This is a genomic window from Cellulomonas sp. PS-H5 (genome assembly GCF_019265565.1).
GTDB lineage: Bacteria > Actinomycetota > Actinomycetes > Actinomycetales > Cellulomonadaceae > Cellulomonas.
Map to the genome: position 1 here is coordinate 23,946 of NZ_JAHVCI010000034.1, position 21,185 is coordinate 45,130.

At 76.0% G+C, this 21,185-nt stretch carries 18 protein-coding genes and 1 tRNA gene; 11 read left to right on the forward strand and 8 right to left on the reverse strand.

Going from position 1 to position 21,185, the window contains the following annotated elements; all coding sequences use genetic code 11:
- Positions 1-356: 356 nt before the first annotated feature.
- From J5O08_RS13390 to J5O08_RS13400, 3 genes are all read left to right on the forward strand, one after another.
- The gene (locus J5O08_RS13390; RefSeq protein ID WP_218707382.1) at positions 357-2,849 is read left to right on the forward strand and encodes a GH36-type glycosyl hydrolase domain-containing protein; all 2,493 of its coding nucleotides are present in this window, start codon (positions 357-359) and stop codon (positions 2,847-2,849) included.
- A 121-nt stretch (positions 2,850-2,970) separates the two neighbouring features.
- A tRNA-Gly gene (locus J5O08_RS13395) sits at positions 2,971-3,041 on the forward strand.
- Between the two features lie 178 nt (positions 3,042-3,219).
- Complete coding sequence (locus tag J5O08_RS13400; RefSeq protein WP_218707383.1) at positions 3,220-3,990, forward strand: hypothetical protein; 771 nt, start codon at positions 3,220-3,222, stop codon at positions 3,988-3,990.
- On the opposite strand, the gene J5O08_RS13405 is transcribed toward J5O08_RS13400, so the two are convergent.
- Positions 3,952-4,464: an Lrp/AsnC family transcriptional regulator gene (locus J5O08_RS13405; RefSeq protein ID WP_217616162.1), complete on the reverse strand. Its 513-nt coding sequence runs from the start codon at positions 4,462-4,464 to the stop codon at positions 3,952-3,954. The genes J5O08_RS13400 and J5O08_RS13405 overlap by 39 nt on opposite strands.
- Positions 4,465-4,592: 128 nt before the next feature.
- Between J5O08_RS13405 and J5O08_RS13410 the strand changes: the two genes are divergently transcribed.
- The gene (locus J5O08_RS13410) at positions 4,593-5,156 is read left to right on the forward strand and encodes a DUF2000 domain-containing protein (RefSeq protein ID WP_308281610.1); all 564 of its coding nucleotides are present in this window, start codon (positions 4,593-4,595) and stop codon (positions 5,154-5,156) included.
- 869 nt (positions 5,157-6,025) lie between these two features.
- Here the strand turns inward: J5O08_RS13410 and J5O08_RS13415 are convergent.
- A complete protein-coding gene (locus J5O08_RS13415) occupies positions 6,026-6,592 on the reverse strand; it encodes a DinB family protein (protein ID WP_218707384.1) in 567 nt (188 codons plus the stop codon).
- Between the two features lie 170 nt (positions 6,593-6,762).
- On the opposite strand from J5O08_RS13415, the gene J5O08_RS13420 reads away from it, so the two are divergent.
- The 3 genes from J5O08_RS13420 (at position 6,763) to J5O08_RS13430 (ending at position 9,590) form a co-directional block, all read left to right on the forward strand.
- On the forward strand, positions 6,763-7,470 hold the full coding sequence (locus tag J5O08_RS13420; RefSeq protein WP_218707385.1) for a heme oxygenase (biliverdin-producing): 708 nt from the start codon (positions 6,763-6,765) through the stop codon (positions 7,468-7,470).
- Positions 7,471-7,552: 82 nt separating this feature from the next.
- Positions 7,553-8,188: a TetR/AcrR family transcriptional regulator gene (locus J5O08_RS13425; protein WP_218707386.1), complete on the forward strand. Its 636-nt coding sequence runs from the start codon at positions 7,553-7,555 to the stop codon at positions 8,186-8,188.
- Positions 8,189-8,264: 76 nt separating this feature from the next.
- Positions 8,265-9,590, forward strand: coding sequence for a diguanylate cyclase (locus tag J5O08_RS13430; RefSeq protein WP_246854928.1), 1,326 nt, complete (start codon positions 8,265-8,267; stop codon positions 9,588-9,590).
- A gap of 126 nt (positions 9,591-9,716) precedes the next feature.
- Here J5O08_RS13430 and J5O08_RS13435 read toward each other — a convergent pair whose 3' ends face one another.
- The 5 genes from J5O08_RS13435 to J5O08_RS13455 all read right to left on the reverse strand — a co-directional run bounded on the left by J5O08_RS13435 (position 9,717) and on the right by J5O08_RS13455 (position 17,257).
- Positions 9,717-11,771 (reverse strand): NHL domain-containing thioredoxin family protein, encoded by a 2,055-nt coding sequence (locus tag J5O08_RS13435; protein WP_218707388.1) that lies wholly within the window; start codon positions 11,769-11,771, stop codon positions 9,717-9,719.
- 62 nt (positions 11,772-11,833) lie between these two features.
- Positions 11,834-12,064, reverse strand: a complete 231-nt coding sequence (locus J5O08_RS13440; protein WP_217616156.1) for a DUF6458 family protein — start codon at positions 12,062-12,064, stop codon at positions 11,834-11,836.
- A gap of 157 nt (positions 12,065-12,221) precedes the next feature.
- Positions 12,222-14,267 carry an alpha/beta fold hydrolase gene (locus J5O08_RS13445; RefSeq protein WP_218707403.1) on the reverse strand — a complete coding sequence of 682 codons (2,046 nt, stop codon included), beginning with the start codon at positions 14,265-14,267 and terminating at the stop codon, positions 12,222-12,224.
- A gap of 96 nt (positions 14,268-14,363) precedes the next feature.
- A complete protein-coding gene (locus tag J5O08_RS13450; RefSeq protein ID WP_218707389.1) occupies positions 14,364-16,469 on the reverse strand; it encodes a cytochrome c oxidase assembly protein in 2,106 nt (701 codons plus the stop codon).
- Complete coding sequence (locus J5O08_RS13455; protein WP_218707390.1) at positions 16,469-17,257, reverse strand: copper resistance CopC family protein; 789 nt, start codon at positions 17,255-17,257, stop codon at positions 16,469-16,471. Before J5O08_RS13455 ends, J5O08_RS13450 begins: the two co-directional genes overlap by 1 nt.
- A 211-nt stretch (positions 17,258-17,468) precedes the next feature.
- Between J5O08_RS13455 and J5O08_RS13460 the strand changes: the two genes are divergently transcribed.
- The 4 genes from J5O08_RS13460 (at position 17,469) to J5O08_RS13475 (ending at position 20,127) form a co-directional block, all read left to right on the forward strand.
- Positions 17,469-18,158: a UPF0758 domain-containing protein gene (locus tag J5O08_RS13460; RefSeq protein WP_218707392.1), complete on the forward strand. Its 690-nt coding sequence runs from the start codon at positions 17,469-17,471 to the stop codon at positions 18,156-18,158.
- Between the two features lie 4 nt (positions 18,159-18,162).
- A complete protein-coding gene (locus J5O08_RS13465; protein ID WP_218707394.1) occupies positions 18,163-18,570 on the forward strand; it encodes an NUDIX domain-containing protein in 408 nt (135 codons plus the stop codon).
- Between the two features lie 79 nt (positions 18,571-18,649).
- Complete coding sequence (locus tag J5O08_RS13470; RefSeq protein ID WP_218707396.1) at positions 18,650-19,576, forward strand: DUF2207 domain-containing protein; 927 nt, start codon at positions 18,650-18,652, stop codon at positions 19,574-19,576.
- A gap of 74 nt (positions 19,577-19,650) precedes the next feature.
- Positions 19,651-20,127: a PPOX class F420-dependent oxidoreductase gene (locus J5O08_RS13475; protein ID WP_218707397.1), complete on the forward strand. Its 477-nt coding sequence runs from the start codon at positions 19,651-19,653 to the stop codon at positions 20,125-20,127.
- Positions 20,128-20,160: 33 nt separating this feature from the next.
- Here the strand turns inward: J5O08_RS13475 and J5O08_RS13480 are convergent.
- Positions 20,161-21,185: dihydrolipoamide acetyltransferase family protein (locus J5O08_RS13480; protein ID WP_218707398.1), on the reverse strand; the 1,025-nt coding region annotated here is incomplete at its 5' end.

Consider the following 21,185-nt stretch of genomic DNA (forward strand, 5'->3'; position numbering starts at 1 on the left):
CGACGAGATCGGGCTTCCGTCCCCGGACGCTGCTTCGCTAGAGTGCCGCTATCGCCCGGGGAGCTGATCCTCGTGGAAGTCGAGGGCCCGAGACCCTGTCCGGAGGACAGAGCGCTCGGGCCCTACGCACGCCTAGACGTCCACGACGTCGGCGACGAGCGCAGACGCGCGACGGCGCCACTCCCCGCCACGCGCCCAGGACTACGCCACGACCTCCGCTCCGGGTCCGCGGGATGCTCGGCCGGCGTGGGACCACGGCCCGCCGGAAGCGCTTCGACCGTGCGCTACGCTGACCGACGCACGCCGCGTGGGAGCGCTCCCGCAGCGGCCCCCACAGACGACCGGAAGGCGCGACGATGCGGTACGGCCACTTCGACGACGAGGCACGCGAGTACGTCATCACGACGCCGCGGACCCCGTACCCGTGGATCAACTACCTCGGCTCGGAGGAGTTCTTCTCGCTGCTCTCGCACACCGGCGGCGGCTACTCGTTCTACCGGGACGCGAAGATGCGCCGCCTCACGCGCTACCGGTACAACAACATCCCCGCCGACGAGGGCGGCCGGTACTTCTACGTGCACGACGGCGGCGACGTCTGGACGCCGGGCTGGCTGCCGGTCAAGGCCGAGCTCGACCACTACGAGGCGCGGCACGGCCTGGGCTACTCCCGCATCACGGGCGAGCGCGGCGGCCTGCGGGTCGAGACGCTGTTCTTCGTGCCGCTCGGCGAGACCGCCGAGGTCCAGCACGTCACGCTGACCAACACCTCCGCCGCGGAGAAGACGGTCAGCCTGTTCTCGTTCGTCGAGTTCTGCCTGTGGAACGCCCAGGACGACCAGACGAACTACCAGCGCAACCTGTCGCTCGCCGAGGTCGAGGTGGAGCTGGACGGCCCGCACGGCTCGGCGATCTTCCACAAGACCGAGTACCGCGAGCGCCGGGACCACTACGCGGTCTACGGCGTGAACACCCGCGCCGACGGGTTCGACACCGACCGGGACTCCTTCACCGGCCCGTACAACGGGCTCGGCGAGGCGGCCGTGCCGCACGCCGGCCGGGCCAGCGGCTCGATCGCGTCCGGCTGGTACCCGATCGGCTCGCACCAGGTCGACGTCACGCTCGCCCCGGGCGAGAGCCGGTCGCTGACCTACGTGCTGGGCTACGTCGAGAACCCGCACGACGAGAAGTGGGCGCCCGCCGACGAGGCCGCGGGCGTCCCGGCGATGCAGCGCGTGAACCGCGAGCGCGCGCACGCCCTGCTGTCCCGGTTCGCCACCACCGAGCAGACGCTCGCCGCCTTCGAGGCGCTGCGGACGTCGTGGACCGACCTGCTGTCCACCTACTCGGTGACGAGCACGGACCCGAAGCTCGACCGGATGGTCAACATCTGGAACCAGTACCAGTGCATGGTCACGTTCAACATGTCCCGGTCGGCGTCGTACTTCGAGACCGGCATCGGCCGCGGCATGGGCTTCCGCGACTCGAACCAGGACCTGCTCGGCTTCGTGCACCTGGTCCCGGAGCGCGCCCGGCAGCGGATCATCGACATCGCGTCGACCCAGTTCCCCGACGGCTCCGCGTACCACCAGTACCAGCCGCTGACGAAGCGCGGGAACAACGACATCGGGTCGGGCTTCAACGACGACCCGCTGTGGCTGATCCTCGGCGTCGCCGCCTACATCAAGGAGACCGGCGACTGGGGGATCCTCGACGAGCCGGTGCCGTTCGACAACGAGCCCGGCTCCGAGGTGCCGCTGTTCGAGCACCTGACCCGGTCGTTCGAGTTCACGGTCGCGAACCGCGGCCCGCACGGCCTGCCGCTCATCGGCCGCGCCGACTGGAACGACTGCCTCAACCTCAACTGCTTCTCCACCGAGCCGGGCGAGTCGTTCCAGACGACCGAGAACCAGGCCGGCGGGGTCGCGGAGTCGGTGTTCATCGCCGCGATGTTCGTGCACATCGGCCCCGAGTACGCCGAGCTCGCCGAGCGCCGCGGCCTGGCCGACGTCGCGGCTCGCGCGCGCACCGAGATCGAGGCCATGCGGACCGCGGTGCTGGAGCACGGCTGGGACGGCGAGTGGTTCCTGCGCGCCTACGACTTCTACGGCAACCCGGTCGGCACCGACGCGTCGCCCGAGGGCAAGATCTGGATCGAGCCGCAGGGCTTCGCGGTCATGGCCGGCATCGGCGTCGACCCGGAGAACCCGGCCGACCCCGCCTCCCCCGCGGTGCGCGCGCTCGACTCGGTGCGCGAGCACCTGGCGACGCCGCACGGCATGGTCCTGCAGTCGCCCGCCTACACGAGCTACCAGATCGAGCTCGGCGAGGTGTCCACCTACCCGCCGGGCTACAAGGAGAACGGCGGCATCTTCTGCCACAACAACCCGTGGGTGATCATCGGCGAGACCGTCCTCGGCCGCGGCGAGCAGGCGTTCGACTACTACCGCCGGATCACCCCGGCCTACCGCGAGGACATCTCCGACGTGCACCGGCTCGAGCCGTACGTGTACGCGCAGATGATCGCGGGCAAGGAGGCGGTGCGGCACGGCGAGGCCAAGAACTCCTGGCTCACCGGCACCGCGGCGTGGAACTTCGTCGCCGTCTCCCAGTACCTGCTGGGCGTCCGGCCGGAGCACGACGGCCTGGTGGTCGACCCGCAGATCGGGCCGGACGTGCCGTCGTTCGGCGTCACCCGGGTCGCCCGCGGCGCCCGGTACGAGATCACCGTGACCAACGCCGGCGCGCCGGGCGCGCGCGGGCGGCTGGTCGTGGACGGGGTCCCGGTCGAGGGGTCGACCGTGCCCTACGCGCCCGCGGGCAGCACCGTGCGGGTGGAGGTCACCGTCTGACGACGCGTGACGCGCGCTCCGGGCGTCTGCGTGTGCGGGCGTCCGGAGCCGCTATGCTGGACGCGCGCTCCCCTCGTGGGGGCGTGTCGACCGCCCGGCTCGAGCAGCCGGGGACGGTCACGCGGGTGTAGTTCAATGGTAGAACTTCAGCTTCCCAAGCTGATAGCGCGGGTTCGATTCCCGTCACCCGCTCTCCCGAGAGGGCCAGGCCGGCACCGCCGCGCCTGGCCCTTCGCCGTTCCCGCCGCGACCCGCGCGGTCGGCCGCCTTGCGGGTCACCACCTGCTCTGAGTGATTCCCCCTACTCAACGTCCGGGGGGTCACTCGACCCCCGCCTACCTTCCCAGGGCCAGCCCGACGGAAGGACCGCATGAAGCACGAGATCTCCCGCATCGACCTGCGGCTGCCTCCGCGGTGGTGCGGGTGGCGACCCGGCGACGCCCCGCGGGTCGCCCGGCGGTTCGCGGCCGACCTCGCCGGCGGCCCGGTCGCGGTGGCCCGGCTGCGCTCGGCGCTCGAGGCCGTGGACCGCGCCGTGGTCGGCCTGAACGCCCGCCACGTCCGCGCCGGCGCGTGGGTGCCGGAACCCACCGGCGACGTCGTCGCGGGGCTCGCGTGCGAGATCCTGGTCGAGGTCCCCGTCGGGGCCGACGCGGCCGCCGCCTACCTGCACCGGGTGCAGCGCAAGATCGCGCGGTCCCGGCACACGGCCACCCGCATCACGTACCACACCGCGTCCCTGCGGGAGCTGCCGGCGGGCCAGGCGGTCGTGGCGCTCCGGAGCCACGGCGTGCTGCGCCACGAGGTGATCTGGACAGTGTTCCCGGCCGGGGCGAGCGAGGCCGTCGAGCTGCGCTTCGACACCCGGTCCTCGGAGCGCTACCAGGACCTCGTCACGCACGCCGAGACGATCGCGCACCGGCTCCGGGTCGGTCTGACCGGGCGGCGGCCGCCGGTGCCGCGGCCGGCGGCGAGGGCCGCGACGGCGCCGCCGGGGACCGCCCGGGCGCGGGTCGCGGTCACAGGTCCGCCGACGAGGGTCGCGGGTGCCGTCGGCGGCGCGGGCGCTGCCGGCACCGCGGGTGCCGCCGGCACCGACGACTCACCGCCCACGGGCGCCCTCGCCGCCCCCGCGCGCTGACCGCGCCGCACCCGGGGCGGGGTCGACCCTGCGCTTGCGCAGGTGCTCGAACACGACCGAGGTGCGCACGTCGACGACCTCCGGGCGCTCGGTGAGCCGGTCGATCACGAACCCGTAGAGCGCCTCGTTGTCCGGCACCGCCACGTGGACGAGGAAGTCCTCGGTGCCGGTCGTGACGAACACCCCGAGCGTCTCGGGCAGCGCCACCACCCAGGCGCGGAAGCCTTCGATGTTGCGGCGGGTCGGCGGCCGGATCCGCACGGCGACGAGCGCCTGGACCGGCCGCCCGATCGCGGCGAGGTCGACGTCGAGCGTCGCGCCGCGGATCACCCCGCGCTCGCGCAGCGCCCGCGTCCGGTCGAGCGCGGTGGTGGGCGCGACGCCCACGGCGGCCGCGACGTCGCGGTTGGTCCGCCGTGCGTCTGCCTGCAGCTCGCGCAGGATCGCCGTGTCGAGTGCGTCGAGATCGGCCATTCGCCCACCATAGCCGTACGTCGTACGGCGACCGTGGACAGGTGCCGTACCGGTGCCTAGCGTCACCACTCGTCGTCGAACGACGACCGCCACGGACCGTCCGTGGCGCCGTCCCCCGGGAGGTCGTCGTGACCGTGTCCCCCGCGCCCGCCGCCACCAGCCCCGGCGCCGCTCCCCCCGCCACCGAGCCGGCCCCCGGCTCCGCCGTCGACCCCAGCCCCGCCGCGGCGCCGGCCGTCGGCTTCGCGCCCGACGAGATCCGCCTGGACGAGCCGACGCGCTCCGCCCGGCTCAAGTGGGTCGTGGTCGTCGACGAGGCGCTCGAGCCGGGCCGCGCCGCCAACGCCGTCGCCTGCGTCACCGCCGCCACCGCGACCGGCGTCCCGGGTCTCATGGGCCCCACCGCGTCCGACGCCGGCGGCGACGTGCACACCGGCCTGCCCTGGACCGGCTGCACCGTGCTGGGCGCTCCCCGGGCAACGCTCGCGGAGCTGCGCGCGAAGGCCGCGGCGGCACCCGGCGTGCACGTGGCGGACATGCCCGCCATCGCCCAGCAGATCCGCGTGTACGGGGAGTACCTGGCGGCGATGGCGGAGCGGCCGGTCGACGACCACGACTACCTGGCCCTGAGCATCGTCGGGCCGCGGAACCGGGTCGACCGGCTCGTCGGGAAGCTGCGCCTGCTGCCCTGACGGCGCCCGTCCCCAGGAAGGACCCGCGCCGACGAGTGCCGATCCCCAGCCGTGCACCGCGCGTGCACACCGCGTCCACAGGTCGCGGCGCCGGTCCCCCGCTCGATCCACGGGCTCATGCACAAGGTGGGGACAACTCCTGTGGACAGAGCACGACATATCGCCCTCTCGGGTGGTCGGAGCGGCCGTTCGGGGGACGACGACGTGTGGACAACCCCGACCACCCTGTGGGTAACCGAGCCCGGGCACGGAGAAGGGCCCCTCGGAGTAAGCGTCCGAGGGGCCCTCCCCGATCGTCGTCCCTATGCCCCCGACGGATCGGGGACCGGCGGCCGCTCTGACGGTGCGGCTCCGCCCCGGCACCCGGCGGCGACCTCGGGGGGCACCAGCCGCGGGCGGGACGGCGACGATCCGACCCTCGGGGTCCTAGCGGGCCTCTGCGTCGTCATCCGCAGCTCGCCGGGTCGCCCCGCCGAGGTGGTCCGTCGTTCTCCCTCCGGTCCCGGCCCCGCCGGCTCCGCCCCGCCGGGCACCCGTCGAGGCGGGTCTCCCTGCGGTGGTCGGTGCGTCCGTCGAGGTCGTTGGAAGAGTTCTAGACCCCCCGCGACGACGGCCGCAAGGGTCTGCGTCGGGGAATTCTCGTCCACCGCCGGGTGCACATGTTGTCCACAGCGTCACCTGCAGGATCATGCGGTGTTCACAGGGTTGTGCACAGAATCTGTGGACGACGGTGCGGTCTCGCGACCGTCAGGGGCGGGTCCGGCGCGCCTGCGTCCCGCCGAGCCCACCGGCCCGTAGCGTCGTCCCCGGATCGAGGCCCCTCGGAGTAAGCGTCCGAGGGGCCTCGCCGCGTCTCCGCGGCCGGGCGGTCAGGCCCGGACGTCGTGCAGGTGGTGCACCACGTCGTGCAGGAAGTACTGCCCGAGCGTCGTGACCGTGAACGAGGACCCGTTCGACCGGCGGCCCGCGCGGTCCCACTGGTCGGGGCGCACCGCGGCGAACTCCGCCGCGAGCGCGGCCGCGGCGTCGGCCAGCTCGTCCGCGACGCGGCCCGGGTCCTGCCGGTCGTAGCGCTCCTCGGCGGCGGTGGCGTCCTGGTCCCAGTTGGCGAACAGCGGGTCGTCCTCGGCCAGCATCAGCCGCAGCCGCTCGGCGAACACCCGGTGCACGTCCCGCACGTGCGCGCCGTACTCGAGCGTCGACCACACGCCGGGCGCCGGGCGGTCCCGGACGTCCAGGCGGTTGAGCGCGGCACGCCACCGCGGCACCAGGTCGTGCACCGTGCCGGCGATGTCCGGGCCGGCCACGTCGGTGCCGGCGAACCCGCACTCGGGGCAGCGCTCGGCGATCACCCAGGTCCAGTCCTTGGCGTCCGGGTCGGCGGGGCGGTAGTCGTCGGGGTCGGCGTCGGGTTCCGGGGGCGTCGCGGCGGTCACGTCACGCACGGTAACCCGCGCGAGTCGCTGCCGGGGGACGTCCGGGACCAGCCGTCCGGGCGGGCGCCGCCTGGTGCAAGCATCGAGGGAGGGTAGGCAATCCTTACTTGGTGCGGTACGTTCTGACGCGTCGTCATCTCGACGGCATCCGCGCGCCCCCGGGAGCAGACATGACCACCACGCAGGACCTGCCCGCCGCCGCGCCGCGCGCCCACGACCCGGCCGCCGAGGCCGCGGCCGCGGCCACCCCGCTGTCGCTCCTGCTGCGCGAGGGGACCCGCCCCGAGCACGAGGCCGCCGAGGGCTCGTCGTTCGTCGAGGACCTCCTGGGCGGCCGGCTCACGACGGCGGCGTACGTCGACCTCGCGCTCCAGCTGCACGCCGTCTACGTGGCCCTGGAGGAGGTCGGCGAGCTGGTGCGCCGCACCCCCGCGGGCGCCGGGGTCGTCTTCGACGAGCTGAGCCGCGTCCCGGCGATCGAGGCGGACCTCGCACACCTCGCCGGGCCGGGCTGGCGCGAGCGCGCCGTGCCGCTGCCCGCCACGGCGGCCTACGCCGCCGCCATCCGCGCGGGCGGCGCGGACGTCGGCCCCTACGTCGCGCACGCGTACACCCGGTACCTCGGCGACCTCTCGGGCGGGCAGGTCATCGGCCGGATGGTGCAGCGGCACTACGCGGTCGCGGACGAGGGCGTCGGCTTCTACGCGTTCCCCGCGATCCCGAAGCCCAAGCCGTTCAAGGACCTGTACCGCGCGCGGGTCGACGCGCTCGACCTCACGGAGGCCGAGCGGGCCGCGGTGGTCGACGAGGCCCGCGCCGCGTTCCGGCACAACCGCGCCCTGTTCGCCGCGCTGGCCGAGGCGCACCGCCCCGCCTGACCCGCGCTCCCCGCCCCGCACCTGCACGCGTCCCACACACGGCGGCGCCCGCGATGCTGACAGGTCGTGCGATCATGTCAGCATGCCCAAGATCATCGGCGGCTCGCTGCACGAGCACCGGGAGCAGACGCGGCTGCGCCTGTTCGGCGCGCTGTCCCGGCTGATGGCCGAGCGCGGGTTCGACTCGATCACCCTCGCCGACATCGCCCAGGCGGCCGGCGTCGGCCGCACGGCGGTGTACAACCACTTCGCCGACAAGGAGTCGATGCTCGTCGGCTTCATCATGCACGAGACCGAGCAGTACGTGGCCGCGCTGGAGGCCGAGCTCGCCGGCATCGACGACCCGACCGAGCAGCTGCGCGCCTTCGTCCGGGCGCAGTGCGAGCTGAAGCGCGACTACCACCTCGCCCCGGGACCGGATCTGCGGTCGGTGCTGTCGCGCAGCACGCAGCAGCGCGTCCGCGAGCACGTCGTGCTGGTCGAGGCCATGCTGCGCCGCGTGCTGTCCGCCGGCATCGAGTCCGGCGCGTTCCCCGAGCAGGACCTGGGCACGACGGTGTCCCTGGTCAACGCCTGCCTGAGCAGCCGCGGCCTGCCCGACGACCAGCCGGCCCGCGAGCGGGCGATCGAGTCGACCGTCCTGTTCGTGCTCCGCGCCGTCGGCGCCGGCGAGCGGGCCGCGACCGGCGCGCTCGAGCCGGAGGCCGTGCCCGCCTGAGGCGCGCGTTCACCCGCACGGAGGACCCGCGGTGCGCCCGCGTGTGGGCGGGAGCCCGACACGCGATGATGTCCCGGTGACCGACGCCCCGCCGCCGGCCCGGACGAGCGCGCCCCGCGGTGACGGGGACGACGCCCGGCACTTCGCGCTGCTCGCGCACCGCCTCGGGGCCGCCGCCTCGCTCGGCGAGGTGCACGAGGCCGCCGTGGTCGCCGCCCGCGACCTGCTCGACGTCGAGGTGGCCGCCGTCGCCCGGCTCGAGCAGGACGACTGGCACGTCCTCGCCGCCGAGCCCACCGACGAGCTGCCCGCCGCCGAGGAGGCGCTCCGCGACGGCGACGCCGTGCGCGCCCTCGTGCGGCGGCGCGAGACGTGGCTGTCCGCGCCCGGCGACGACCCCGCCCGGCCGCGGCCCGCGCTCGTCGCGCCCGTCGTCGTCAACGGCGACCTCTGGGGCGTGCTGTGCGCGGTGCGCGACGAGCGCGCCCCCGTGTTCACACCGGACGACGCCGCCCGCGGCGAGGTCCTGGGCGCGCTGCTCGGGGCGCAGGTCGCGCGGCTCGACCTCGCGGAGCAGGTGCGGCACCTGGTGTCCGACGACGCGCTGACCGGCCTGAGCACGCGCCGGGTGGCCGACGAGGCGGCGCAGGCGGCGATCGACTCGGGCGACGAGACGTGCATCGTCATGTGCGACGTCGACGGGCTGAAGCGCGTGAACGACGAGCTCGGCCACGACGCCGGCGACGAGCTGCTGCGGAGCGTGGCGGGGGTGCTGCGCCGCGCGGGCGGGGGCCTCCCGGGCTCGACGGTCGCGCGGATCGGCGGCGACGAGTTCTGCGTCGTGACCTCGGGGATCCCGCGGACCACGGTCGTGCAGGTGATGGACGCGACGGTGGGCGACAGCGCCCTGCCGTTCGGCGCCTCCCTGTCCTACGGCATCGCGTCCTCGGCGCGCGGCTCGCTCGGGGCGGCGCCCACGCCGCGGTCGCTGTTCCGCCGGGCCGACGCCGCGCAGTACCACGCCAAGCGCAGCCACGCCGCGGCCCGGGCCCGGCAGTACCGCGCCGACGACCCGGGGGCGGTGCTCGGCCGCACCGTGGCCGCCTCGGTGACGGCGCTGTCGGCCACCGGCCCGGCCCCGCTGTCCCGGCTGTGCGCCCTGGCCTCCGCCGCGACCGAGGCGATGGGCGGCTCGGGCTGGTCCGTGCAGCGCCACGACGGCGGCGACCCGGTGGTGGTCGCGCGCGGCGGCACGGCGTCGCTGCACGTGTCGGGCGTGCGCCAGGTGGAGCTCCGCCGGGCGCCGTGGTCGGTCACGGTCGAGTCGACCCTCCCGGACGACCGCACGGTCACGACCACGCTCCAGACCCTGCTCTCGCTGGCGGTCCTGGGCGCCTCCTGACGCCGCCGAGGGGGTACTCGACACGTCGAGCGAGTACCCAGCGGGTACTCGCTCGACGTGTCGGTTGCTCGCTCGGCGAGCGCGGCGAGCGCGGCGGGCGCGGCGGGCGCGGGCCCGCCCGGCGCGTCAGCCGTGCAGCGGGAGGGAGAGGTCCGCCGGCGCGCCCGCGGTCACGCGGACCGGGACGCCCCAGTCCTGCGAGTTGAGGTGGCACGCCGGGAACTCGATCGCCGGGTCCGCGTCGCAGCTCGCCGCGCGGGCGGTGATGTGCAGGACGCCCTCGGCGACCTCGGGGTTGATCCGCAGGGTGCGGGTCAGCGGCACGTCGTCGCCGGCGCCGTCGAGCAGCAGCTCCGCCGGGGTCGCCGACACCCGCAGCATCGTCGAGGGCCCGAACCGGTCGTCGTACTTCTGCCCGGCGGCCGGGGTGAACACCACGTCCAGCGCCAGCTCGCCCGGGGCGATGTCGGTGACCGGGCGCTGGGTCCGGTGCGCGCCGGCGTCGAGCACCTCGCCCGCCAGCGTCGCCGGGAGCGCGATCCGGGTCAGGCGGTGGGCGGCCGACTCGACGACGAGCAGCGTGACGCCGCCCGCCTCGGCATCGGCCTGCACGACGATCCCGCTCGGCTCGGCCAGCCCGGTCGCCAGGGTGCTGACCTCGCCGGGGCCGTCGCCGTCGGCCGCGGGCGCCCAGCGGCGGACCGCGCCGTTGTAGGTGTCCGCGACGACGACCGAGCCGTCGGGCAGCACCGCCACGCCGAGCGGGTGCTGCAGCAGCGCCTGGTCGGCCGCGCCGTCCCGGTGGCCGAAGTCGAACAGGCCCGCACCGACGGCGGTGCCCACGACCGCACCCGACCAGGCGTCCGCCGGGCCGGTGGGCGCGGTGCGCGCGACGGCGAGCGCGGCGCCGGCCCCGACCAGGCCCGCGAACCCGCCGGCCGCCGGTTCCGCCGCGGCCGAGGCCGGGGCCGCCGCCGGCGTGCCCGGGTCGATCCAGCGCAGCGCCGACACCTCGGAGTCCGCCAGCCACACCCGGCCGTCGGCGGCGAGCGCCGTGCCGGACGTCTGCGCGAACCACGCCTCGCGCGGGTCGCCGTCGGTCAGGCCCTCGTTCATGGTGCCGGCGACGGGCTCGACCACGCCGTCCCGCGGGTCGAACGCCCAGAGCTGGTGGTTGCCGGCCATCGCGACCAGCGCGGTGCCGGTCTGCGGCGACCAGACGACGTCCCACGGCGAGGACAGCGGCACCGACGTCGCGGCGCGCGCCCCGCCGGCCCGCCACAGGTCGGTGCGGCCGGGCAGCGGGGACGGCACGGTCGGCTCGCCGACCAGGTACTGCACCCCGGTCCCGGCGACGGTGGTGACGGCGCCGTCGGACAGCCGCACGCCCCGGAGTGCATGGTTCACGGTGTCGGCCACCAGCACGTCGTAGCCCGCCTCGGCGGCGACGTCCTCGGGCAGCAGCGTCAGGCCGTTGGGCTCGCTGAACCGCGCCTCGTCCGGGCCGCCGTCGACGAGGCCGCGCTCTCCCGACCCGATCCGGCGCACCAGGGTCTCGCCGTCCGCGGCCAGCTCGGCGAGCGAGTGGTGCCCGGCGTCGGCGACCAGCAGCGTGCCGCCCGGCAGCGCCACGGCCTTCGCGGGGAACCGCAGCGTGCCCGCGGTGGGCTCCGGCGGGACGTACGGGCCGCCGCCGCGGTGCAGCGTGCCCTTGGCGTCGTGCTCGGCGACCAGGTCGCGGACCAGGCGCTCGACGTTGCTCTGGTGCCCCTCGCCCGCCATCTGGGCGACGATGTAGCCCTCGGGGTCGATGACGACCAGCGTCGGCCAGGCGCGGGCGGTGTACGCGGACCACGTGACCAGCTCGGGGTCGTCCAGCACGGGGTGGTGCACCTCGTACCGCTCGACGGCGGCGGCGAGCGCGACCGGGTCGGCCTCGTGCACGAACTTCGGCGAGTGCACCCCGACGATCACCAGCACGTCGCGGTACTGCTCCTCGAGCTCGCGGAGCTCGTCGAGCACGTGCAGGCAGTTGATGCAGCAGAACGTCCAGAAGTCGAGGAGGACGATCTTGCCGCGGAGGTCCGCGAGCGCGACGTCCTGGCCGCCGGTGTTGAGCCAGCCGCGGCCGACGAGCTCGGACGCGCGGACCTTCGGGAGGCGGGTGCTGCTGGTGGTCACAGGAGTAGTGAACACGACGCGGCCCCCGGATCGTCCCGGGGGCCGCGTCGTGGTCGGGTGGGTCAGGCCGCCGGGGGCGGGGTGCGGCCCTCGTAGCGCTCGACGACCTCCTCGCGGTGCGAGGTGTGCGCCCGCTGGCTGTTGAGCACCAGCGCGAGGATCAGCGCGAGCACGCCCGCGCCCATGCAGATGTAGCCGATGACCGTGAGGTCCACGTTCGCGAGGTTGTCGCTGACGCCGAACGCGAGGATCGCGCCGATGACGATCAGGGCGATGCCGCCGCCGATGCCCATGGTCGGACTCCTTCCCGGCCCGGGCGGGGGTGCCCGGTGCTCCGGGACCGAGTCTGGCGGCGAACCCGCAGTTCCGCGCGCCGAGCGGTACGCCCGGGCGGGTGGTTCGGCGCGGTGGTGCCCGGGCCGCGCGGCGGGCGCGGCCCGGGCGACGCCCTCAGCCCAGGACCTCGGGCAGCGGCGGGAGCTCCTCGCCGCCGAGCCCGAGCACGTGCTCCGCGAGGAACGCGTCGACCACCTGGTACCAGACCTTCGCGTGCTGCGGGCTGAGCACCCAGTGGTTCTCGTCCGGGAAGTACAGGAACCGGTGCGGGGTCTCGCCGTTCTCGTCGGCCGCGAGCGCGGACCTCGACAGCAGCTCGTACCAGAGCCGCAGGCCCTCGCCGATCGGCACCCGGTAGTCCTTGTCGCCGTGCACGACGAGCATCGGGGTGACGATCTTCTCGACCGACAGGTGCGGGGAGTTCGCCAGTGCCATCTCCGGCGTCATCTCCCGCTCCCAGTAGAAGGAGTGGTCCGTCGTCGGGCCGAACTGGTCGAGCGCCCACAGGCTGGCGTGCGTGACGATCGCCCGGAACCGGTCGGTGTGCCCCGCGACCCAGTTGGCCATGTAGCCGCCGAACGAGCCGCCCATCGCGGCCGTGCGGGTCTCGTCGACGTCCGCGCGCGCGACCGTGGCGTCGGTGATCGCCATGAGGTCGGTGTACGGCGCCGCGCCCCAGGCGCCCCAGCCACGCTGCACGAAGTCCTGGCCGTAGCCGGTCGACAGCGCCGGGTCGGGCAGCAGGACGGCGTAGCCGCGGGCGGCCATGATCCAGGGGTTCCACCGCCAGGACCACGCGTTCCAGGAGTTGAGCGGGCCGCCGTGGATCCACAGCAGCAGCGGCGCGGGCGACGCGGCGGACGCGCCCTCGGGGAGCACGAGCCAGGCGCGCACCTCGGCGCCGTCGTCGGCGGTCGTCGTCACCTCGGTGAGGGTGCCGGGCAGCGCGGGCAGCGGCGCGGGCGCCGGCAGGGCGACCGCCTCGACCGGCTCACCGCCGGCGAGGGCCGCCGCGAGGTCGATCCGGACCGGGTGCGACGGGGCCGCGTAGGACACGCGCAGCGCGTACAGCGTCGCGCCGTCCGGGCTGACCCGCAGGTCGCTGAACACGGCGTCGTCGGCGGTCACCTGCGTGACCTCGCCGGAGTCGAGCGCGACGTGGAACACCGGGCCGCGACCGAGGTGGTCCGCGCCGACCAGCAGGCCCGCGCCGTCCCGGGTCCAGGCGATCTCGTGCGGCCAGCGGTCCCAGCCCTCGGCGACCCGGCGCGGCGCGGCGTCGGCGGCGTCCAGGTCGGCGACCCAGAGCTGCACCTGCGGCGCGGCGGTCGGCGTCGTGATCGTCTCGCGCACGTAGGCGACGCGCCGGGAGTCCGGCGAGACCACCGGGCCGGCCAGGTCGGCCGTCGGGTCGTCGACGAGCACGCGGCGGGTCCCGGTGGCGACGTCGACGGCGACGAGCTGCTGGCGGAGCGTGCCCCGCGCGCCCGGCTGCGCCCACGAGGTCACCAGCGTGCGGCCGTCGGGCGACAGCACCGCGTCCTGGTGCTGGAGCGCGGCACCGGCGTCGGGCGCCAGGTCGCGCAGCGCGAGCCTCGGCGCGGCGGCCCCGGCCTCGGGCGACGCCGCGACCGTCGTGAGGTCACCCGCGAACAGCCGCGGCCGCGCCGGCCCCAGGTCGTGGTCCCAGTACCGCACCGGGTAGGAGGAGTGCAGGATCGCGGCGACCTTCGCGTCCTTGCGCGCGCCGATCAGCCGCTCGTCCTCCGCGTCGTCGGCGGCGCTCGGCAGCACGTCCGACGGGACGACCACGACGGGCGCGTCCTCGGCGACCACGACGCCGCCGATGCCGGCCCTCCGCGACGCGACCACGCGCGCCTCGGCCCCGTCGGCGGGCAGCAGCCACAGCGCGGCGGGCGGCTCGTCGTCGGGCGCGTCCGCGTCGGCGTCGGGGCGGGCCGAGGTGAACAGCAGGTCGCCCGTCGAGGCGAACCGGGCGGCGGACTCGCCCTTCGCGGACCGCGTCAGGCGCCGGGCGGGGCGGACGCCCTCGGGGTCCACCTCCCACAGCGCGGTGACGTACCGGGTGCGCTTGGCGTCGAGCGTCGACACCGCGGTCACGAGCCGGGTGCCGTCCGGGGACAGCGCCAGCCCGGACATCCGGGGCAGGGCGACGTAGGCGTCGAGGTCGTGGAACGGGGTCGGGGGCGTGGTCTCGGGCGTGGGCTCAGCGGCGTCGGTCACCCCGCCGTCCTATCACGGCTCCCGCGGCACCTCACGGGAACTCGGCGCTCTGCCCTCGTCCCGCTCCGCCAGCCGCGCGAGCATCGCGTTGTACTCGTCCATCTCCGTGTCGCCGTCGCGCGCGACCTTGCGGTCCCGGCGCTTCGCGGTGCGCTCGTCGTCCCGCGCCCACGCGAACGCCACGGCGATCGCGAGAGCCAGGGTCGGCAGCTCGCCGATGCCCCACGCGACACCGCCGCCGCGCTGCTGGTCGACGATCGCCGACGGCCCCCACTCGCGGCCGAGCAGACCGAACCAGTCGGGGACGAGGAGCACGTCGCCGGTCGTGAGCGCGACGCCGAAGAACGCGTGGAACGCCATCGTCGCGAACAGCAGCAGCAGCCGCTGGGGGTACGGCGGGCGGTTCGGGCCCGGGTCGATGCCGACCAGGGCGTTGACGAACAGGTACCCGGCGAGCGAGAAGTGCACCACCATCGCGTAGTGCCCGACCTCGGAGGTCAGCGCCCAGCGGAACACGTCGGTGTAGTAGAAGACGATCATCGACCCGGCGAAGTTCACCGCGGCGACGACCGGGTTCGCGAGGAACCGGCCCCAGCGGCTGTGCACCAGGCCCAGCAGCCACTCCCGCGGCCCGCGTGAGGCGTCCGGGGCCCCTCGACCGGCGCCGGCGCGGCCGCCCCGCGACGGCAGCGCGCGCAGCGCCAGGGTCACCGGCGCGGACAGCGCGAGCAGCACCGGGATCACCATGGCCAGGATCATGTGCTCGACCATGTGCGCGCTGAACAGCACGTGCCCGTACATCGCCGGCCCGCCGGAGGTGGTCCAGAAGAACAGCACCATCCCGGCGACCCAGGACGCGGTGCGCGCCCACGGCCAGGAGTCGCCGCGGCGACGCAGCCGGAGCACCCAGCGCAGGTAGACGACGATCCCGGCGACCGCCGCGGACGCGAGCAGCACGTCCCAACGCCACTGCGTGATCCAGGACAGCGTGGTCGGCTCGGGCGGCAGCAGGTGGCCGGTGACGATCTCGGCCGGGGTCGGGTCGGTGATCGGGTCGTCCGGCACGGGCGGCGGCGACGAGCCCAGCGCGACGGCGACGCCCGACACGGCGCCCATGACCGTCAGCTCGACCAGGACCAGCCGCCAGAACAGCCACGTGGCGAGGGCGCGCGCGTCCCCGGCGAGGCGGCCGACCACGCGGCGCCGGTGCGCCAGGCCGAGCAGGCCGAGGACGCCGAACAGCGCGATCTTGACCAGCAGCAGCACGCCGTACCGGGTCGTCCAGTCCGACCAGGAGCCCAGGCGGATGACGGAGTTGACCGCCCCCGACACCGCGACGGCGACGAAGCACCACGCGGCGATGGCGGAGAAGCGGGCGACGGCCGGGGCGAGGTCCGCGCCGAGCCGGTGCGCCAGCGGGGACAGCGCCACGAGCGTCCCGATCCACAGGGCGGCGCCGACGAGGTGCAGGAACATCGACGACGTCGCGAGGTCGTGGCTCGCGGCACCGGCGGCGTGCCCGGTCTGCGCCGACTGCCACAGGGCGATCACGACGAGCAGGGCCGTCCACGCGGCGCCGAGCGGGGACGTGGTCATCAGCGCGAGCGCCGTGACGACCGCCGCCACCACCGCGACCGTCAGCAGGACGCGGCCGAGCTCGAACTGGGTCACGAACTGGCCGAGCTCGCCGCCGAACGCCGGGTCGGTGGGCGACAGGCCCGCGACGTTCGCGTAGGTGAGGACGAGCTCGACGACGGCGGTGAGCGTCCACACCGCGGCCGCCACGGCCGTGATCCCGGACGCCGCGCGCACGATCGCCTCGTCGCGCCGGACCAGGACGGTCGCCAGCAGCACGAGGCCGCCGAGGGTCGCGGACGCGGCGAGCTCGGCTCCGGTCGACGCGATCGGCAGGCCCCAGCGCACGAGGGCACCGGGGTCGCGCAGGGCGGTCGGCGCCGCCGCGCCCGTGAACGCGATGCCCGCGACGACCGCGGCCACGGCCGCGACGGCGAGCGCGGCGATGCGCAGCCAGTCGGCCTGGCGCCGCCGACCGCCGTCCGCGGTGCGGGGGCTGCGCGCCGGGCGCGGGCCGGCGGGTGCGGCGACGCCGGGGGCCATCAGCCCTCCGCCCGGCCGTCCCCGCCGGTGGAGCCGGTCGGGCCGTCGGAGCCGTCGGTGCCGCCCGCCGACCCCGTGCCGTGCGACCGGCGGCGCTCGCGGACCACGAACACGGCGACCGCGCCCGCGGCCAGCACGGCCACGACGATCGCGGCGACCACGCCGGCCGCCACCCCGGCGTCCTCGTCCTCGGCGAGCTCCTGCTGCGGCGCGAGCGTCGCGGAGACCGTGGCCTCGGACGACGGCTCCTCGGCCTGGGTCGACATCGTCGGCTCGGCGGTCGGCTCGATCGTCTCGGGCGCGGCCGGGACGGCGGTCACGGACCCGGACGTCGCGGTGAACGCGAGGGTGCCGGACAGCGGGTGGCCGTCGGCCGAGGTGACCCGCCACTCGACGGAGTACGCGCCGGCGGGCAGGTCCGCGGCGAGCGCCTGGGAGACCGTGTTGTCCACGAGCTCGGCGGTCCCCTCGCTCACGGTGCTGCCGTCCGGGCCGAGCACGACGATCTCGGTGCCGAGCGACTGCGCCGGCTGGTCGAACGTCAGCGTGACGCGCGCGGGCGGCGCGTCCACGGTCGACCCGTCCGCCGGGTCGGTGCCCTGCAGCGCGTTGTGCGCGTCGGCGCGGCCTGCGGTCAGCAGCACGGCCGCGAGCGCCAGCAGCAGGGCCGCGACGGCGGCGAACGCACGGGGCGCCGGGGCCGGCGCGGCGGCCACGCGGGCGCGGCCGACGTCGCGGACGGGGCGGGCGGGCGCGGGGGCGGGGGTCGGGCGCTCGGAGGGGATCACGGCTCCATCATCACCCGCACGGGCCGCCCGGTGCGCCACGGGTGGCACGGATCACCCGCCGCACCCCGCCTCCGGTTCCCGGCGCCGCCCACGGCGATCGGCGGTGGGCGCACCGGAAACCGGAGGCCGGTCGGCCGGCACCCCGGGGCCGCGGGCCGTGCCTGTGGACAACTCCCGCCCCGGCGTCCGCGCCGCCCCTAGGGTCGAGGAGATGCGGACCCCGATGCTCGCCGACCTCGACCCGGACCAGCGGCCCCGGGAGCGGATGCTGCGCCTGGGCGCCGACGCGCTGTCGGACGTCGAGCTGGTCGCGCTGCTGCTCGGCTCGGGGCGGCGCGGCGCCAGCGCCCTCGACACCGCCCGCGACCTGCTGGTGGCGCACGGCGGTCTGGCCGGTCTCGCGCACGAGGACCCTCCGGCCCTGCTGCGCTCCCCCGGGGTCGGCCCCGCCAAGGCCACCCGCGTGGTCGCCGCCCTCGCGCTGGCCCGCCGGTTCGGCACGTCGACCGACCGGCGGGCGACGGTCCGCACCCCGGCCGACGTCGCCCGGCTCGCGGCCCCGCTGCTCGCCGGGCCGGCGGACGGTCGGGTGGTGGCGGTCGCCGGCGACCGGGCGGCACGGCTGCTCGGCGCCGTCGTCGTGCCCGGGGCGGCCGCGCACGACGAGCCGTTCGCGGTGCGCGAGGTGCTGGCCGAGACCCTGCGCCGCGGCGGGGTCACGCTCGCGCTCGCGCACCGGCACGACCTCGATTACCCGGACCCGCACCCCGCCGACGGCCGGGCGGTCGCCGCGCTCGCCGAGGCCGCCGCGCACTGCGGCGTCCGGGTGCTCGACAGCCTCGTGCTGCGCGGCGACGCGTGGACGTCGGCGGCGGCCACCCCCGCGGTGGGGGCAGGATGAGGCCGTGACCGACGCCCACCCCGTCCTCCGGATCGCCGCGGCGGTCATCGTCGACGACGCGGGCCGGTGGCTTCTCGTCCGCAAGCGGGACACCGCCGCCTACATGCAGGCGGGCGGCAAGATCGAGCCCGGCGAGGACCCGCGCGCCGCCGTGGTCCGGGAGATCGGCGAGGAGCTCGCCGTCGTCGTGGACCCGGCACGGGTCCGGGACCTCGGCCGCCGGGACGCGCCCGCCGCGAACGAGCCCGGCCACCACCTCGAGGCGCACGTGTTCGCCGTGGACGGCGTGACCGGCGCGGTCCCGGCCGCGGAGATCGCCGAGGCGGTGTGGGTGACGCCGGCCGAGGCCGCGCGGCTGCCGCTCGCGCCGCTCACCGTCGACCTGCTGCGCGAGGCGGGCGCGGCGGCGTAGCGACCGCGGCGGGCCGGGCCGGCAGGGACGCCGTCGCGCCGACACCCCGCGTTCACCCGGGCGTGATCGGCTGCGACCGATGGAACCGTCGCCCGACCTCCTCGGCCCCGCCCTGGTCGTCCTCGCCGTGGGCTTCGCGATCGAGGTCGTCCGCATCGTCCGGGAGCAGCCGCCCGTCGACCCGAGCCGCCCGACCTGGCCGCCCCGGCAGCCCGTCCCACCCGCCGGGGTGAGCGTGCTCGTCGGCGCGCACGTGCTCCGGTGGCGCCGGCGCAGCGCCACCGCGCAGGTCGCCGAGCTCGTGCGCCGGGGCGCTCTCCGGCTCGATCCCGCCGACCCCGCGCGCGTCGAGGTCGTCGACCCGCGCGCGCTCGACCCGGTCGAGCGCGCGTTCGTCGCCGCCCTGGTCGGCGCCGAGCCGCACGTCGGGAGCCGCGCGCAGCTGCGGGCCGACGACGTCGAGCTCGAGGGCCGGGTGCGGGAGGTGCAGGCCGCGGTCAACGCGCTCGTGCTCGACCTCGGCCTGCGGTACCGCCCGGCGCGGCGCCCCGAGCGGGTGCCGCTGCGGCTGGCGCTCGTGGCGCTCGCCGTCGTCGCCGTCGCGCTGGCGGTGCAGGACTCCCGCGCCTGGTTCGTGGTGATCTCGCTGGCGTTCGCGGCGCTGCTCGGGCGGCGGCGCGAGGTGGTCCGGCCGCTGACCGCCGAGGGCGCGGCCCTCCGCGACGACCTGCGCGGCCTGAAGGACTGGCTGCGGTTCGCGGACCTCGACGAGCCCGCCGACCTCGGGCCGCTGCTGCCGTGGGCCGTCGTGTTCGGGGAGCTGGGGCCGTGGCGGGCGCGCGGCGGCGACGAGGGGCCGGCGCTGCGGGCGCTCCTCGTCGCGCTCGGCGGTGACCGGCCGGAGCAGGGCACGGACGACGAGCAGCCCGGCGACGCGTGGCAGGACCACGCCACCGGCGGCAGCCGCGCCGAGCACGACGGCGCGTACGTGCCGACGTCGGACTGACGACGCCGGACTGACGACGCCGGACCGGCGGCGCCGGACCGGCGGCCCGCCCGGTCGCGGCCTAGGGTCGGGGCATGGCCCGCTCCGTCGCGACGAACACGACCGTCGACCTGCCCGAGCTGCTGGACTTCGTCCGCACCCGGCACCACCTGCTGCTCGCCACGTCGCGGCGCGACGGCCGCCCGCAGATCTCCCCGGTGAGCGGCGGCGTCGACGACCAGGGCCGCATCGTCATCTCGACGTACCCCGGCCGCGCCAAGACGGTGAACGCCGAGCGCGACCCGCGCGTGTCCGTGCTCGTGCTGTCGGACGACTGGAACGACGCCTGGGTGCAGGTCGACGGCGACGCCGAGGTGCTGCACATGCCCGAGGCCGAGGACGCGCTGGTCGACTACTACCGGTGCATCGCCGGCGAGCACCCCGACTGGGACGAGTACCGGGCCGCCATGCGGGTGCAGGGCAAGAGCCTGATCCGGGTCACGCCGACCCGCTGGGGCCCGGTCGCGACGGGCGGGTTCCCGGCCGAGGTGGCCGAGCGCCTGGACGGCTGAGCTGCCGGCGGGCGCGGCGCGCCCGCCGGCAGCTCAGCCCCAGACCAGCGCCTGCGCCGGGTCCTCGAGGACCGCCGCGACGTCCGCCAGCACCATCGAGCCGAGCGCGCCGTCCACGAGGCGGTGGTCGACGCTCAGCGCGAGCTGCGTGACGTGCCGGACCTTGATCTTCCCCTTGTGCACCCAGGGCTGCTCGCGGATCGCGCCGAACGCGAGGATCGCGGCCTCGCCCGGGTTGAGGATCGGGGTGCCGGTGTCGATGCCGAACACGCCCACGTTGGTGATCGTGATCGTGCCGTCGGACATGTCGCGCGGCGTCACCTTGCCCGCACGCGCCGTCGAGGTCAGCGCGGCGAGGCCCTCGGCCAGGTCGTGCAGGCCGAGCCGGTGCGCGTCCTTGATGTTCGGCACCACGAGCCCGCGCGGGGTCGCCGCGGCGATGCCCAGGTTCACGTAGTGCTTGTAGACGATCTCCTGCGCGGCCTCGTCCCAGGACGCGTTGACGTCCGGGTGCCGGCGCACGGCGAGCAGCAGCGCCTTGGCGGCGATCAGCAGCGGGGTCACGCGGACGTCCGCGAACTCCTTGTCCTGCCGGAGCCGCTGCACGAGCTTCATCGTGCGGGTGACGTCGACGGTCTGGAACACCGTGACGTGCGGCGCGGTGAACGCGGAGGTCACCATCGCCTCCGCCGTCCGTTTGCGGACCGACTTCACCGGGACCCGGGTCTGCCGCCCGTCGGGCGACACCGTGCCGGACGCGAGCCAGGGCTGGTCGTCGGCGGGGTAGGTGGCGAGGACCCGCGCCTCGGCGGCGGCCTGGTGCGCGAGCACGTCCTCGCGGGTGACGATCCCGCCCGGGCCGGTCGGCACGACGGAGTCGAGGTCCACGCCGAGGTCGCGGGCGAGCTTGCGCACCGGCGGCTTGGCCAGGGCGCGGCGGCCGGAGACCGCGGCGGGCTCGCCCGTCGGCACGGCTCCCGGGCGGACGGTGGGCATGGCCGCGGGAGCGGCGGTCGCCGGCGCGGCGGTCGCCGGCGCGGCGCCGCGCGAGGCGCCCG